Here is a 15508-nt window from a genome sequence, read left to right as displayed (position 1 = left end):
GCCCGAACCGAGAAGAAGGCGCCCGAGCTTTGACGCAAAGCCTCCTGGTGGCAGTGGATGTGGGCACCGGCAGTGCCCGGGCCGGCGTGCTGACGACCCAGGGTCTCCTGCTGGGGCGCGCCGAGCAGCCCATCGCCATGCATCGCCCCGATGCCAACCACGCCGAGCACGACAGCGAACAGATCTGGCGTGCTGTCTGCGCCGCGGTCCGCGAGGCAATGGCTTTGGCGAAAGCACTGCCGGAACAAGTGGTTGGCCTCGGTTTTGATGCCACCTGCTCGCTCGTCGTCCGCGACACCCGGGGCCAGCCCTTGACCGTCTCGACCACGGGTGAGGACCGCTGGGACACAATTGTCTGGCTTGATCATCGGGCACTTGCGGAAGCCGACGAGTGTACCCGCACCGGCCATGAGGTCCTCAGCTATGCCGGCGGCGTCATGTCCCCGGAAATGGAAGCGCCCAAGCTGATGTGGCTCAAGCGCCGCCTGCCCGAGAGCTGGGCCCGCGCCGGCATGATGTTCGACCTGGCTGACTTTTTGTCCTGGAAAGCCACCGGCTCGCTGGCCCGCAGCCAGTCGACGCTGACCTGCAAATGGACCTATCTGGCGCATAAGAGCCCGAGCTGGCAGGCCGATTTTCTTGCCCTTGTCGGGCTGGAGGACCTGCTCGACAAAGCCGCGCTGCCGGAGCAAGCCAGCCCCGTCGGCGCCAATCTGGGCGGGCTCACCGCCGCGGCTGCCGCCGCACTGGGTCTCACCACCGCCTGCCAGGTCGGCGCCGGCCTGATCGACGCCCATGCCGGCGCGCTCGGCGTGCTAGGCGCCTTTGCCGGCGACGTCGATACCATCGATCGCCACCTGGCCCTCATCGCCGGTACCTCGAGCTGCGTCATGGCCCTCTCGGCCGAAGACCGCCCCACCACTGGCGTATGGGGTCCCTATTTCGGCGCCGTCCTGCCGGGCGTCTGGCTCAACGAGGGCGGCCAGTCCGCCACCGGCGCCCTGCTCGATCACATCATCCGCTGGCACGGCGCCGGTGGCGAACCCGACGCGCCCATGCACGCCGCCATCGCCGCCCGCATCCTGCAACTGCGCCAGGTCGAGGGTCTGGCTCTGGCCGACCGGCTGCACGTCCTGCCCGATTTCCACGGCAACCGCTCGCCCTTGGGCGACCCCTTCGCCTTGGGGGTGATTTCCGGCCTGACACTCGACAGCGATTTTGACTCGCTCTGCCGGCTCTACTGGCGCACCTGCGTCGCCATCGCCCTGGGCGTCCGCCATATCCTCGAAACCCTCAACACGCGCGGCTATGCCATCGATACGCTCCATGTCACCGGCGGCCACACCAAAAACGCCGTGCTGATGGCGCTCTATGCCGATGCCACCGGCTGCACCGTGGTGGAATCCGCCGCCAAGGACGCGACCCTGCTGGGCATGGCCATGGTCGCCGCCACGGCGGCCGGACTTTACCCGAGCCTCGACGCAGCCTGTACCGCCATGCAGCAGGGCGGCCATGCGCGTGCGCCCGATGCGGCTGCCCGCCCGCAATTCGACAAGGATTACCGCATCTTTCTCGAGATGCTGCGCCAGCGGCAGGTCATCGACACGATGGTCTGACCTGCAACATCCACGCTGGCGGTACGCCGTCACACTCGCTAGGCTGGCCCCACTTACGTGGTCCGAACAGAGCGACGCTGATATATGTCGATCAAAGCTGCCGTCTATCACCTGACGCATTACAAATATGACCGCCCGGTCTATTTGCAGCCCCAGATCATCCGCCTGCAGCCGGCGCCCCATTCCAAGACCAAGGTTCTGAGCTATTCGCTCCGCGTCTCGCCCAGCCTGCATTTCGTCAATGTGCAGCAGGACCCCTATGGCAATTTCCTGACCCGCATCGTCTTCCCCGAGCCCGTCACCGAGCTCAAGATCGAAGTCGACCTGGTCGCCGACATGACGGTCTACAACCCCTTCGATTTCTTCGTCGAGGAAAGTGCCGAAACCTTCCCCTTCGACTATCCCGAGGATCTGCGCCCCGACCTGTCCATCTATCGCCAGCCCGAGCCGGCCGGCCCGCTGCTGCAGCAGTTCCTCGACAGTCTCAATACATCGCCGCAGAATACCGTCACCTTCGTTACCGCCATCAATGCCATGATCCAGCAGAAGCTGGCCTATGTCGTGCGCATGGAGACCGGTGTCTGGACGCCCGAGGAAACGCTCGGCAATGCCAAGGGCAGCTGCCGCGATTCCAGCTGGCTGCTGGTGCAGACCCTGCGCCACCTCGGCTTTGCCGCCCGCTTTGTCTCGGGCTACCTGATCCAGCTCAAGCCCGATTTGGTCTCGCTGGACGGCCCCGCTGGCACCGACCATGATTTTACCGACCTGCATGCCTGGTGCGAGGTCTACCTCCCCGGCGCCGGCTGGGTCGGCCTTGATCCCACTTCAGGCCTGCTGACCGGCGAAAGCCACGTGCCGCTGGCGGCCACCCCGCATTATCGCAATGCCGCGCCGATTTCGGGCACCGCCTCCTATGCCGAGGTCGAGTTCGACTTCGCCATGCGTGTCGACCGCGTCGCCGAACATCCGCGCATCACCAAGCCTTTCTCGGACGCCGCCTGGGATCAACTCGATGCCCTGGGCCATCAGGTCGATGCTGTCCTGGCCGACAATGACGTCCGCCTGACCATGGGCGGCGAGCCGACCTTTGTGTCCATCGACGACTTCGAAGCCGACGAATGGAATACCGGCGCCGTCGGCCCCACCAAGCGCACTCTGGCCGACGATCTTATCCGCCGCCTGCGCACCCGCTTTGCCCCCAATGGCATGCTGCATTACGGCCAGGGCAAGTGGTATCCCGGCGAGACCCTGCCGCGCTGGACCTTCTCGCTCTATTGGCGCCTCGACGGCAAGCCGATCTGGTCCGACGAGAAGCTGATCGCCCGCGAAGGCGTCAAGACCAGCGCTACCCACGCCGACGCCCGTAAGTTCCTCGACAGCTTTGCCCGCAATCTGGGCCTCACCGGCGAGACCATTGCCGAGGCCTATGAGGATCCCGGCGAATGGCTGCTCAAGGAAGCCAACCTGCCCGCCAATGTCGACCCCGCCAATTCCGAGCTGGCCGACCCCGAGGCGCGCTCGCGCATCGCCAAGGTATTCGAGCGCGGCCTCACCAACCCCACCGGCTTTGTCCTGCCCGTGCAGCGCTGGAACGCTGCCGCCTCCAGCCCCTGGCTGACCGAGGTGTGGAAAACCCGCCGCGGCAAGCTGTTTCTGGCCCCCGGCGACAGCCCGGCCGGCTATCGCCTGCCGCTGAGCTCGCTCAAGCACATTAAGCCCACCGACTATCCCCATGTGGTGGCTCAAGACCCCGGGGCCCCGCGCGGCGTTCTGCCCGATCCAGTGGAAATCCTCGCCCGCCGCCAGACTGGCCTCGAGGCTGATCCGCGCGCCCAGACTGCCGCCGGCTTCACCGCCGCGACCGAGCAGCAGGATCGCACCGAGCAGGAGATCAGCGAGATCGAGGGCGAGGTGCGCACAGCCGTCACCGCCGAAATCCGCGACCACCGCCTCTGTGTTTTCCTGCCGCCGGTCGAAACCCTCGAGGACTATCTCGAACTGATCGCCGCCGTTGAGGCCGCCGCCCGCGATGTCGGCCAGCCGGTTCACGTGGAAGGCTATGCCCCGCCGCACGATCCGCGCCTCAACGTCATCCGCGTGGCCCCCGATCCGGGCGTCATCGAGGTCAATATCCATCCGGCGTCGAACTGGGACGATTGCGTCGCCACGACCACTGCCATCTATGACGCGGCCCGCCAGTCGCGCCTCGGCGCCGACAAGTTCATGATCGACGGCCGCCACACCGGCACCGGTGGCGGCAACCACGTCGTGGTCGGCGGCGCCACCCCCGATGACAGCCCCTTCCTGCGCCGGCCCGATCTGCTCAAGTCGTTTGTGCTGCACTGGCAGCGCCACCCGGCCATGAGCTACCTGTTTTCGGGCCTGTTCATCGGCCCGACCAGCCAGGCGCCGCGCTTCGACGAGGCCCGCCACGACAGCCTCTATGAACTCGAAATCGCCATGGCTCAGGTGCCGCATCCGCAATCGGGGCAGCCGGCACCCCTGCCCTGGCTGGTCGATCGCCTGTTCCGCAACCTGCTGGTCGACGTCACCGGCAATACGCATCGCTCCGAAATCTGTATCGACAAGCTCTATTCGCCCGATGGCCCCACCGGTCGTTTGGGCCTCGTCGAGTTCCGCGGCTTTGAAATGCCGCCCAATGCGCGGATGGCGCTGGCCCAGCAGGTGCTGGTGCGGGCCCTGATCGCCCGCTACTGGACCAATCCGCTCGAGGGCAATTTCACCCGCTGGGGCACGACCCTGCATGACCGGTTTATGCTGCCACACTATGTCTGGACGGACTTCCTCGACGTGGTCGCCGATCTCGAGCGGCATGGCTTCAGCATCGACCCGGCCTGGTTCACCGCCCAGCTCGAATTCCGCTTCCCCTTCTGCGGCGAGGTCGAATATGACGGCGTCCGCCTCGAACTGCGCCAGGCCCTCGAACCCTGGCACGTCATGGGCGAACAGGGCGCCATCGGCGGCACCGTCCGCTTCGTCGACAGCTCGGTCGAGCGCCTGCAGGTCAAGCTGAGTGGCATCAATCCCGAGCGCTACGCCGTCACCTGCAACCAGCGTCCCGTGCCCCTGCGCACTACCGATCAGGCCGGCACCGCCGTCGCCGGCGTTCGCTACAAGGCCTGGCAGCCCGCCTCTGGCATGCATCCAGCTTTGCCGGTGAACACGCCGCTGGTGTTCGACATCTATGATCGCTGGACCCAGCGCCCCGTCGGCGGCTGCGTCTATCACGTCGCCCATCCCGGCGGCCGCAGCTACGACACTTTCCCCGTCAATGGCAACGAGGCCGAGGCACGCCGCCTCGCCCGCTTCATCCCGCACAACTACACCGCCGGCGGTTTCGAGCTGCGCCTCGAAAAGCCTGCGGACGAATTCCCGTTGACGCTTGACCTGCGCCGGCCGCCGCGCTTCTGGTAGCCCCATGAACACGCACGACCAAGATCACGACGGGGAGCTGGCCATACCCAGCATCATTGCCGACTATCAGCTGCATCCCGGCATCCCCGACGAGATGATCGATGCCGACGGCCAGATCCGGCCCGGCTGGTCGGCGCTGATGGCCGCCTTTGACAAGCTTGGGCCGGGGGAACTCGGCGCGCGCTTCGAGCGCGCCGACCAGTATCTGCGCGACGCCGGGGTGTTCTACCGCACCTATGAGGGCACCGAGAGCCATGAGCGCGCCTGGCCGCTTGCCCATGTGCCGCTGCTGGTCGACGAGGCCGACTGGGCCCGCATCAGCACCGGCCTCATCGAGCGCGTCGAACTGCTCGAAACCGTGGTCGCCGACGTCTATGGCGACAACACGCTCGTCCAGCAGGGACTGCTGCCGCCCGAACTGATCGCCCGCAACGACGAATTCCTGCGCCCCTTGGTCGGGATCAAGCCAACCAGCGGCCATTATCTGCACTTCTGCGCCTTCGAGCTCGGCCGCGGCCCCGATGGGGCCTGGTGGGTGCTGGGCGATCGCACCCAGGCGCCCTCGGGCGCTGGCTTTGCCCTGGAAAACCGGGTCGCCACCACCCACGCCCTCAGCGACATCTATGCCGAGATGAACGTGCATCGTCTGGCCGGCTTCTTCCGCGATTTCCGCGACATGCTCTTCGCCGACGCCAAGCGCGATGGCGGCTGGGTTGGCATTCTCACCCCCGGGCAGCTCAACGAAACCTATTTCGAACACGCCTATATCGCCCGCTATCTCGGCCTGATGCTGCTCGAGGGCGAGGACCTGCTCGTGCAGGACGGCAAGGTCATGGTGCGCACCGTGGCCGGCCTGATGCCGGTCAGCGCCCTCTGGCGGCGCATGGACGCCGCCTTCGTCGATCCCCTCGAACTGCGCTATGACAGCCGCATCGGCACACCCGGCATGGTCGAGGCGCTGCGCCATGGCTCGATCTCCATGATCAACGCCCTTGGTACCGGCCTGCTCGAAACCAGGGCGTTGGCCGCCTTCATGCCCCGGCTCGCGCGCAAGCTGCTGGGCGCCCCCCTCTTGCTGCCCGAAATTGCCACTTGGTGGTGCGGCCAGCCCGCTGAGCAGCAGCACGTCATCGATAATTTCGACGAGCTGATGATCGGCCCGGCCTTTGCCACCACCCTGCCCTTTGACGATCTGGATGGCACGCGGCTGGGCTCGACCTTTTCGCCCGCCGAAAAGGCCGCCATGATCGCGGCCATTGCCAGCAATGGCGCCAATTTTGTCGGCCAGGAAAAGGTCCAGCTCTCCACCGCGCCCGTCTATGTCGACGGCAAGCTGCAGCCGCGGCCGATCACGCTGCGCGTCTACGCGGCCCGTACCCGTGACGGCTGGTCGATCATGCCCGGGGGCTTCGCCCGCGTCGGCTCCACTCTCGACACCAGCGCCATCGCCATGCAGCGCGGTGGCCAGGCGGCCGACGTCTGGGTGCTGTCCTCGCAACCGGTTGAGCCTGTGTCGCTGCTGCCCAATAGCGGCAAGACCCTCGTCCGCAGCACCGTGGGCGACCTGCCCAGCCGCGCCGCCGACAATCTGATCTGGCTCGGTCGCTACGCCGAACGCTGCGAGGCGACCTTGCGCATCCTGCGCGCCTATCACGCCCGCCTCGGCGAACTCTCCAATGCCGACCTGCCCATCCTGACCCACTGCGCCGATTTCCTCGATACAGTCGACGTCGACGCCAGCGAAGCGATGCCGCAGGGCCTGTTGTCATCGATCAATAGCGCCGTGCGCAGCGCCGGCCAGATCCGCGACCGCTTTTCGCCCGATGGCTGGCTGGCGCTCAATGATCTGCAGAAGACCGCCCAGCGTTTCGCCCGGCGCGTCAGCTCCGGCGATGACTCTTCACACGCCATGACGGTGCTGCTGCGCAAGCTGGCCGGCTTTTCCGGCCTGGTACATGAGAATATGTATCGCTTCGCCGGCTGGCGCTTCCTCGAACTCGGTCGCCGGCTCGAACGCGCCATCCAGATTGCCCGCATCACCGCCTGGCTGACCAGCGAGGGCGCACCGAACGGCTCGGTCGAAATGCTGCTCGAAATCGGCGACAGCGTCATGAGCCATCGCCGCCGCTATTCGGTCAGTGCCGGGGCCCAGAGCGTGATCGACATGCTAATCTTGGACCCGCTCAATCCGCGCTCGGCCATTTTCCAGCTGTCCGAACTGCGCGCCCAGATCGAGATGCTGCCCGGCGGCGTCGTTGACGGGCAACTCTCGCCCGCCGCCAAGGCCGCGCTCGAGATCGAAACCGGCCTGCGCACCGCCGATGCCATCGACATGGTGCCGGCCCGGCTTGACAGTCTGGCCAGCGATATCGTCACCCTCTCCGGCCTCATCGCCGCGGCCTATCTGGTGTAATGGCCATGTTGTATGATGTGCGTCTCGAGATGAGCTACGATTATGACGCCCCGGTGCATGGCGGTCGGCATCTGGTGCGCGTTGCCCCCATCACCATTCCGGGCGTACAGCGCATCGTCGCCTCCAGCCTGTCGTTTGTCCCGCGTCCCGAGCGCATCAGCACCTTCAATGACTTCTTCGGCAATCTGGCGACCGAAATCGCCTATGTCGAACCCCATGACAGCCTGCTGATCCGGCTGAGCGCCCGCGTCCATGTCGAGGAACTGGCGCCGCCCATCGACCTGTCCCCCACCATTGCGGGCCTGCATCGCGAGATCAGTGGTCTGTGGAGCGTCGCCGCCGGCAGCCCGCATCACTTCCTTGCGGCGTCCCCGCGCGTGGCGCTCGATCCGGCCATCACCGCCTATGCCCGGGCCGCCATCGGGGCCGCGCCGTCCGTGCTCGCCGCGGTCACCACGCTCTGCCTGGCTGTCCACCGCGATTTCACCTATGACACCAAGGCCACCAAGGTCAGCACCGCCCCGGCCGAGGCTTTTGCCCTGCGTCGCGGGGTCTGCCAGGACTTCGCCCATATCATGATCGCCGGCCTGCGCGGCCTTGGCATCCCGTCCGGCTATGTCTCGGGTTTCCTGCGCACTAATCCGCCGGAGGGCAAGCCGCGCCTCGAAGGCGCCGACGCCATGCACGCCTGGGTGCGGGCCTGGTGCGGCCAGGACATGGGCTGGGTCGAATTTGATCCCACCAATGCTATTCTGACCGGGCCGGACCACATAGCCATCGGCCACGGCCGCGACTATGCCGATGTCTCCCCCATTGTCGGCGTGCTCAAGACGCACGGCTCGCACGAGGCCAAGCAGTCGGTGGACGTGCTGCGTATTCAGTAGCCATCTGCTTTTGCCGGACAGGCGGAACCAAAAGCGATGCATTCTCGTTTCTTGGCCAGGCGCAAAAGGCGCAGCGCGGCGGCCGAGAACATTTGTTTTCGTCTCCGCACAGGGCGGAGGCAGTGATGACCAATATCGATTTCAAGGCCCTTGAGCAGGCAAGCCGCACCGGCATGGTGTGGACGGAAGGCTATGATGGTCAGACCCATTATGGCGACGTGTTCAAGGCATTGGCGCCGGCATTTCTCATTCTGGCGGCAGTCGTCGGCTTGATGCTGGCCATCCTCTGAACGCCATTTTCATCACCACCATTGCATAACGGAGAACGACCATGGGCTTGGGTACCATTCTCATCATTATCCTCATTCTGGCGCTGATTGGCGCCCTGCCGACCTGGGGTTACTCCCGCAGCTACGGCTATTTCCCGTCCGGCATCCTCGGTGCCGTTCTGGTGGTCGTGATCATTCTTGCCTTGATGGGCAGCATCTAGCCCGTCAGCACGCTAAACCGAGCGCATTCCCGGCCGGATGGCCGGGTTTGTTGCGCTCGACGGGCGAGGTCGTCCCCCCTGTCGCCCGCTATTGCACCCCGGCACGCCTCCGCGTGACCACGGGGTGCATTTTTTAGCGCTGTTGCCGGCGCGCGGAACTGCTTACGTTCTTGCAGCGTTACTGACTTATTGAAACAGGAGCTTCTTATGGCCACCACCCCTGACCTTGCACCCAATCGCACCAAACCCGCTCCCCGCAACCGTGCTGCCCGTGTCGACACGACCCCGCGCGAGGAAAAGCTCGAAGAGCAGGTTTCCCAGCTCCAGGCCGACCTCAAGGCCATTGCCGCAACACTGTCCAAGCTGAGCAGCGAAAAGGTCTCGGAAGCCACCGATACGGCCAAGAGTGAACTGCGCCATATTCAGCGTCAGGGCCAGCATGTCATCGACGACGTGCAGGATCAGGCCAGCGTCATGGAAAAGCAGCTCAAGGATACCATCCGCGAAAAGCCCCTGACCGCCGTGGCTACCGCCATCGGCATCGGCTACGTTCTGGCCCTGCTGTCGCGGCACTGAGCGCCATGAACTTTCTCTCGCCGCTGGCAAACCTCCTTGGCCTGGAGGTTGACCACCTTGCCGATCGCCTCAAGCGGACGGTGATCGTCAACGCCGTCATGGCCCTGTTTGGCCTGCTGGGCGCCGGCTTTCTCGTTGCCGCTGGGTATATCGCGCTCGCCCAGCAACTGGGCGCGCTCTACGCCGCCCTCATCTTTGGCGGCGCCTTTCTGTTGCTGGCATTGGCGGTCTATCTTGGCGCCAAGCTTGGCGAAGGCCGGCGCAAGCGCGAACTCGCGCAGAAGCGCCGTTCAAGCGAGGCCGGAGCGTTCCTGACCACCGCCACCCTGGCCGCCCTGCCGGTGCTGTTGCGCTCGCCCCTGCTGCGGACTTTGGGCCTGCCCGCCGCGGCCATTGCCGCCTATCTGCTGGTCAGCAATAGCGGTGATGACGGCGAGGAAGACTGAACTGGACTGAGTCCGCCGCTTCAGGCGGACTCAGTAGGCAATGGCAACCAGACATCGGCGGCAACGCCTTCCGGCCTGAATTCAAGTTTGACTTCGCTATCGAGCACCTTGCTCAGGCTGCGTTCGATCAGCCTGGCCCCCAGGCCGTGCTCTTGCTCGCTCGCCACAAGCGGACCGCCGCGCTCGCGCCACTTCAGCGACAGGCCGCGGGCCGGTTCGTTCTTGAGCGTCCAGGTGAGGCTCACCACCCCGCCCGTACTCGACCAAGCGCCGTAACGCTGCGCATTGGTCGTCAGCTCGTGCAGGATCAATCCCAGACCCAGCGCGTGATCGGCAGGCAGCATCACGTCGTCACCGGTTACCTCAGCCCGCTGGCGATCATTGCGGAAATTCTCTCCCAACTGGGCAGCAATGACTTCATCCAGCTGCACCCCGGCCCAATCGCGGTCGGCCAGCAGCACATGGGCTGCCGAGATCGTGCGCAACCGGCCGGAAAATGCCTCGATAAAGTCATGCGGATCCGGGTTCTGCCGCACCGTCTGCCGCGCCACCGACTGGATCATTGCCAGCGTATTCTTGACCCGATGGTTGAGCTCGCGCAGCAGGAGCCGGGTCTGGTCGGCCGATTGCTTGCTCTCGGTAATGTCGGTGCTGGCACCCATCATGATCAGCGGCTTGCCTTCGGTATCGCGCTGATAGACGCGACCACGCATGGTGAGCCAGCGCCCCGTGCGGGCCACTCTGGCCTCAGCCTCGTAATCCACCCCATCATTCAGGCTCGCATCAATGCCTGCCTGCACCCTTTCCCGGTCGCCGGGATGAGTGGCGTCGAGCACCTGCGCGACCTGGATGGGGCCGGTCTCGGGCAGGTCATACATGCGGCGGAACATTTCGTTGCAGGCAATCTCGCCGCTACGGATGTCCCACACCCAGCTCCCCACCTTGCCGGCCTCGAGGGTCAGCGCATGCCGCCATTCCTCGCGCAACAGGGCCGCTGCCGTCCGGGCGCGTACCCGGGCTTCTTCCTTGAGGGCAAACAGCGACGAGGCCACGCCCGCCAGATCGTTCAATTGCCCCAGCATGGCCGGCTCCACACCGTCGCGCGGCGTAGCACTCAGCACACAGAGCGAACCGATCTTCTGGCCGGCCACGACAATGGGCGCGCCAACATAAAAGCGGATGAACGGCCAGGACGTCACCAGCGGATTGTCGCGGAATCGGTCATCCTGCTGCGCATCCGGAACCACCAGATCGTCCATGTCGGGCAGCGCAATCGTGTGCGCACAGAACGATATATTGGTGTCGGTGCCGGTCATGTCGCCCAGGCCAACGCACGAGCGAAACCACTGCTGGTGCTCACCGACAACGCTGATCAGGGCAAATTCGCTATTGAACACCCGCGCGGCAGTACGGCTCAATCTATCGAAATCACCGTCAGAGTCGCCCTCTTGCGCCTGAAACGCCGACGCGACGTCCAGACGCTGCCGATCCGTTACCGCTGCCATCACCGACTTTGGCAGCACGGCCCCATTATTTGTCACGTTGCGTCCTGCATCACCAAAGTCACCCGGCCAATACCCAATGCGGCCGAACACCATTGGAAACGCATCAACCCCCCGTTTGGTTCCCAATAAATCAAACCGCAGTCTCGTCAGCTGGTCGAGGCAGGATAACGCGCATGGCGTGCGGATGGATGGCCAGCTCTACACGGGGCGCCAGCGCAACCAGTTCACCGTCTATCACTGCCTGGGCCCCGCGCTTGCGCTTGGGAAACTGCAACGTGACAGCCACGACTTCGCTTTCGGAAATCATCCGGCTGGCGCGCCATGTACCCAGAAAAATGCCGGCCACCAGACCCAGCAGTTCTCCCGGTGACATGGGCGCAGCCACATAGACACCCAGTACGCCGGCGTCCAGCCTGTCCGCATGGGGAATATGGCCGTCGCCCACGCGATTGTTGGAAATGGCGATCCCGGCCACCCGCCGGCGGACAACGCCAGTTGCGGTCACCATCTCGACGTCGAAAACAGGCGGGCGGATCACCACGCCGGCCACGGCGCGCAGGCTCGCCAGCATCTTGCCGATGCGGCTGTGATAGACCATGCCCTCGCGGATGCGCACGAGGCGCGCATGGATGCCGACCCCGAACTGATGCACGAACAGGCGATCATTGGCCGTGGCCACATCCACCGCGCCCAGTGCCCCGGCAGCCAGCGCCTCAAGCGCCGCATCCAGCTCAAGCGGCATTTTGAGCGCTCGCGCAAACAGGTTCATCGTACCCGCCGGCAGCACGCCCAGCGCCATCCCCGCCTCATAGGCAATGCCGGCCGCCGTCGAGACCGTGCCGTCCCCGCCACCCGCCAGCATGGCGTCGACGCCCGGACTGGCGGCCACCCGGCGCAGCTCTGCCGCCACGTCTTCGCCCCGCACGATTCGGCAGTCGAGGCTGTGACCCTGGCGCGCAAAGGTGGCCCGCGCCCGGGCGCACAGCGCGTCCATATCCATGGTTCGCAACGTGCCGCCATCGCGGTTGAGTACAGCCACTATGTGCAAGCCCGCCGCTCCTTCTTCCGTGTTCAGGTCGCCGGCAGCTGTCCGGCAATGCCGGGCAGTGGCACACGCACGGCCAGGCCGCCCTCGCCGCGGCGCTCATATTCGGGGACGCCGCCAAATTGCTGCGCCAGCTGTTTGACGATGACCGAGCCCAACCCGCCCTCTCCGGCCGTGGTCTGGCTATCGATGCCCACCCCGTCATCGATGACGGACAGAGTGGCGATGCCGACCCCGTCGCGATGCAGGCTCACCAGGATGCGCCCCACGCGGCCGTCGGGGAACCCGTGCCGGAGCGCGTTGCCCACCAGTTCGCCGATCAATATGCCTAGTGTGGTGGCGTCGCGCGCCGTGATCGCAATCGCGTCCACCTCGCTCACCAGCGCAACGTGCTGGCCGCTCGACGTCGTCCTTGCAAGTTCCTGCAGCAGGGGCTGCAGAAACTCGTCTGCACTGGCGGTTTCAAGATCGTCCCCCAGGTGCAGACGACGATGTGCCGCCGCCACGGCATGCACGCGTGATCGGGCCGCCTCCAGCGCCTGCTTGACCTCGTCGGACTTGCTGCGCAGCAATTGCAGACCCAGCAGAGAGGATACCGTTGCCAGGGAATTGCCGATCCGGTGGCTGGTGTCATGCAGCAGCGCCTCGACGCGCTCCCGCTCCGCCTCGGCCTGTGCCCGCGCCTGCTCCAGCGCTGCCGAGAGTGCCCTGACCTTGCCTTTGAGCGCCGCATTCTCCTGCCGCAGGGCCAGGCTATTGCGTACCGGCGCCCGCATCTCCCGCCTTGGCCACCGCCGTATCATCCGGGTCACCTGCCGACCTCCCTGCACGGCGTGACCGGTGCAACTGCAGGCCACGCGTCGTGCGACGCCGCCCGATATGGCCTCGACACCGGCTTCATATCAGCGGCCGCCTGCCTTGGGGCAGGCCTTCCCAGGATGACAGGGTCATCAGACCGTCCACATCAATCACCTCGCATGAGCGATCCATCCAGCGGATGAAACCGCGATCGGCCAGTTTGCGCAGCGTTTTGTTGGTGTGGACGATGGAGAGGCCAAGTGTATCGGCCACATGTTGCTGGGTAATGGGTAACACAATGGTCCGATCGGAAACCAGACCCACCGAGGCGGCCCTCTGGTGCAGGAACGCCAGCAAATAGGCCGCTCGTTCCATGGCGCTGCGGCGTCCCAGGCTCAGCAGATGGTCATCCAGCATCCGCTCTTCGCGCGCCGCCATCCAGGTAATGTCAAATCCCAGTCCGGGATGGTTCTGAAAAAGCTCATTGAGCCGGTCGCGCTGGAAAACGCACAGCACCAGCGTCGACAGCGCCTCAACCGAATGGTCCATTTCGCCCGTGATCGAACCTTGCAGGCCGACAAGGTCGCCGGGCAACATGTAGTTGAGTATCTGCCGGCGCCCGTCCGCCAGCAGCTTGTAGCGAAACGCCCAGCCCGACAGCAGCGTATAGAGGTGCGAACTATGCGCCCCCTCTGAGAGCAGGGTGGCACCGGTTTCGGCCACCAGTTCACCGGTCTTGAACGACGAGACGAACCGCAATTCCTTCGGCTCAAACTCCCTGAAGCCAGGCATGGAACGCAATGGACACTGTTCGCAGGGCACGCGGCGCCCGGAAGTGGGAAGAACAATGCTCACGCCGCACCCGGACCCTGAAAAACCGATAAGTTACGGCAACGCAGCCGCGCTGGGTCGGTTCCGACATGTCAAAGTTAAATGACACTCTAGCGCTTTCCACGCATTGGACTGGCTTCAGGTGGGAACCAGCAATGCGCAGTGGCCATACAGTCCTCATCGTTGAGGCAGAATTTCTGATCGCCTTCGATATTCAGCGCATGTTGGAGTCGCGGATCGCCGGCACCATGTTGTTTGCCCGCTCACCGCAGGAAGCGCGCCAGCATGAGCATCTGTGGCCCACTATCGACCTGGCGATTGTCGAAATAAGTCACGAGCCGCACCATAGCGGGCCTCTGCTTGCCGGCTTGCGCGAAGCCGGGATCGCCATCATCCTGAGCACGCTCGACAGCAAAATGCAGCAGGGGCACCCCGAATTTCCGGGCGCCCCTGTGATTCTGAAGCCGATGATCGAAGAGGATTTCCATAGCGCTGTAAGCCTGGCGCTGTCGGGTCCGCCTAGAACGAATGGTTATGCGTCGTGACCTGTGCCGACACGGCATCCGGACCATAGTCGGTCTCGCCGACGATCTGCAGGATCTCCTGCAACCGCGTGCGTGCCCGGCTGACCCGGCTCTTCATCGTCCCTACCGCGCAGTCGCAGATTTCAGCGGCTTCCTCGTAGGAAAACCCTGACGCGCCGATCAGGATGACGGCTTCGCGCTGGTCATCAGGCAACTGGCTGAGCGCCTTCTTGAAATCCTGCATGTCCATCGAGCCATACTGCGCCGGATGCACCGATAGCCGTTCGGTGAACGCGCCGTCACTGTCCTGGACTTCGCGGCCACGCTTGCGCATCTGGCTATAGAATTCGTTGCGTAGGATAGTGAACAGCCAGGCCTTGATATTGGTGCCCATTTCAAAGCTGGTCTGCTTGGCCCAGGCCTTCATCACGGTGTCCTGCACCAGATCGTCGGCCTTGTCGTGCTTGCCCGTCAGCGAGACGGCAAAGGCGCGCAGGCTGGGGAGAGTGGCCAGCATTTCACGCTTGAATGAGGTAGGCTCGGGGGCCGCTTTTGACGCTTCGGTCATGCCGTTACTTCCCCCCTCGGGGTGTGGTACCCGGCTTGCTGGCTTGTTGCTGTTCGGCAGCATCGAGCTTTTCCAGCAGGTCGAGCAACTGGTCCGGGACGCCCTCTTCCTGCACGGCGCCATAGAGCGCACGCAGCCTGGCCCCGATATCCGTATTCGGACCCAGCCCATCGTCTGCCCACGTTCGCATCGGTTGCTGAGTCAAAGATTTGTCCTTTTTCATGCTGAACGAAACCGTCACATCGATTGAATCGTTGGTATTTGACGGTCTAAATGCGTCGTAGTCAAAAAAGTTCCACAAAGGCGGAACTTTTCTTGGGGTGATCCGTTATGTAGACTTCGTGTGTCCACGAGCCTGCAGCGTCACTTGGAGTTCG

The 15508-nt window shown here is 64.7% G+C and carries 15 protein-coding genes; 9 read left to right on the top strand and 6 right to left on the bottom strand.

The window, feature by feature from the left end; translation table 11 throughout:
* The first annotated feature begins 29 nt into the window (after window positions 1–29).
* From GDR53_RS12900 to GDR53_RS12865, 8 genes are all read left to right on the top strand, one after another.
* Entirely contained in the window at window positions 30–1616 is a 1587-nt protein-coding gene (locus GDR53_RS12900; protein WP_193334882.1) for an FGGY-family carbohydrate kinase, read from the top strand.
* 84 nt (window positions 1617–1700) lie between these two features.
* On the top strand, window positions 1701–5051 hold the full coding sequence (locus GDR53_RS12895; protein ID WP_193334881.1) for a transglutaminase family protein: 3351 nt from the start codon (window positions 1701–1703) through the stop codon (window positions 5049–5051).
* Window positions 5052–5055: 4 nt separating this feature from the next.
* Window positions 5056–7464 carry a circularly permuted type 2 ATP-grasp protein gene (locus GDR53_RS12890; RefSeq protein WP_193334880.1) on the top strand — a complete coding sequence of 803 codons (2409 nt, stop codon included), beginning with the start codon at window positions 5056–5058 and terminating at the stop codon, window positions 7462–7464.
* Window positions 7465–7469: 5 nt separating this feature from the next.
* Window positions 7470–8348, top strand: a complete 879-nt coding sequence (locus GDR53_RS12885; protein ID WP_193334879.1) for a transglutaminase family protein — start codon at window positions 7470–7472, stop codon at window positions 8346–8348.
* A gap of 125 nt (window positions 8349–8473) precedes the next feature.
* The gene (locus GDR53_RS12880) at window positions 8474–8638 is read left to right on the top strand and encodes a hypothetical protein (RefSeq protein ID WP_193334878.1); all 165 of its coding nucleotides are present in this window, start codon (window positions 8474–8476) and stop codon (window positions 8636–8638) included.
* A 41-nt stretch (window positions 8639–8679) separates the two neighbouring features.
* Window positions 8680–8838: a DUF3309 family protein gene (locus GDR53_RS12875; protein ID WP_193334877.1), complete on the top strand. Its 159-nt coding sequence runs from the start codon at window positions 8680–8682 to the stop codon at window positions 8836–8838.
* Window positions 8839–9045: 207 nt separating this feature from the next.
* A complete protein-coding gene (locus GDR53_RS12870) occupies window positions 9046–9414 on the top strand; it encodes a DUF883 family protein (protein ID WP_193334876.1) in 369 nt (122 codons plus the stop codon).
* A gap of 5 nt (window positions 9415–9419) precedes the next feature.
* Window positions 9420–9860, top strand: a complete 441-nt coding sequence (locus GDR53_RS12865; RefSeq protein WP_193334875.1) for a hypothetical protein — start codon at window positions 9420–9422, stop codon at window positions 9858–9860.
* Between the two features lie 20 nt (window positions 9861–9880).
* Here GDR53_RS12865 and GDR53_RS12860 read toward each other — a convergent pair whose 3' ends face one another.
* The 4 genes from GDR53_RS12860 to GDR53_RS12845 form a co-directional block, all read right to left on the bottom strand.
* Window positions 9881–11278, bottom strand: a complete 1398-nt coding sequence (locus GDR53_RS12860; protein WP_193334874.1) for an HWE histidine kinase domain-containing protein — start codon at window positions 11276–11278, stop codon at window positions 9881–9883.
* A 217-nt stretch (window positions 11279–11495) separates the two neighbouring features.
* Window positions 11496–12404: a diacylglycerol/lipid kinase family protein gene (locus GDR53_RS12855; RefSeq protein ID WP_193334873.1), complete on the bottom strand. Its 909-nt coding sequence runs from the start codon at window positions 12402–12404 to the stop codon at window positions 11496–11498.
* A 32-nt stretch (window positions 12405–12436) separates the two neighbouring features.
* Entirely contained in the window at window positions 12437–13186 is a 750-nt protein-coding gene (locus GDR53_RS12850; RefSeq protein ID WP_193334872.1) for a sensor histidine kinase, read from the bottom strand.
* Window positions 13187–13307: 121 nt separating this feature from the next.
* On the bottom strand, window positions 13308–14000 hold the full coding sequence (locus GDR53_RS12845) for a Crp/Fnr family transcriptional regulator (RefSeq protein ID WP_193338086.1): 693 nt from the start codon (window positions 13998–14000) through the stop codon (window positions 13308–13310).
* A 194-nt stretch (window positions 14001–14194) separates the two neighbouring features.
* Here GDR53_RS12845 and GDR53_RS12840 point away from each other — a divergent pair, with 194 nt between their 5' ends.
* Window positions 14195–14584: a response regulator gene (locus GDR53_RS12840; RefSeq protein WP_193334871.1), complete on the top strand. Its 390-nt coding sequence runs from the start codon at window positions 14195–14197 to the stop codon at window positions 14582–14584.
* Here the strand turns inward: GDR53_RS12840 and GDR53_RS12835 are convergent.
* Window positions 14559–15131 (bottom strand): RNA polymerase sigma factor, encoded by a 573-nt coding sequence (locus GDR53_RS12835; protein ID WP_193334870.1) that lies wholly within the window; start codon window positions 15129–15131, stop codon window positions 14559–14561. The genes GDR53_RS12840 and GDR53_RS12835 overlap by 26 nt on opposite strands.
* Window positions 15132–15135: 4 nt before the next feature.
* A complete protein-coding gene (locus GDR53_RS12830; RefSeq protein ID WP_193334869.1) occupies window positions 15136–15354 on the bottom strand; it encodes a NepR family anti-sigma factor in 219 nt (72 codons plus the stop codon).
* Between the last annotated feature and the right edge of the window lie 154 nt (window positions 15355–15508).

Origin of the sequence: Devosia beringensis, from assembly GCF_014926585.1 — a bacterium.
Classification (GTDB): Bacteria; Pseudomonadota; Alphaproteobacteria; order Rhizobiales; family Devosiaceae; genus Devosia; species Devosia beringensis.
The sequence above is the reverse complement of the archived record's forward strand: the minus strand, read 5'-3'. Positions and strand labels throughout refer to the sequence as shown.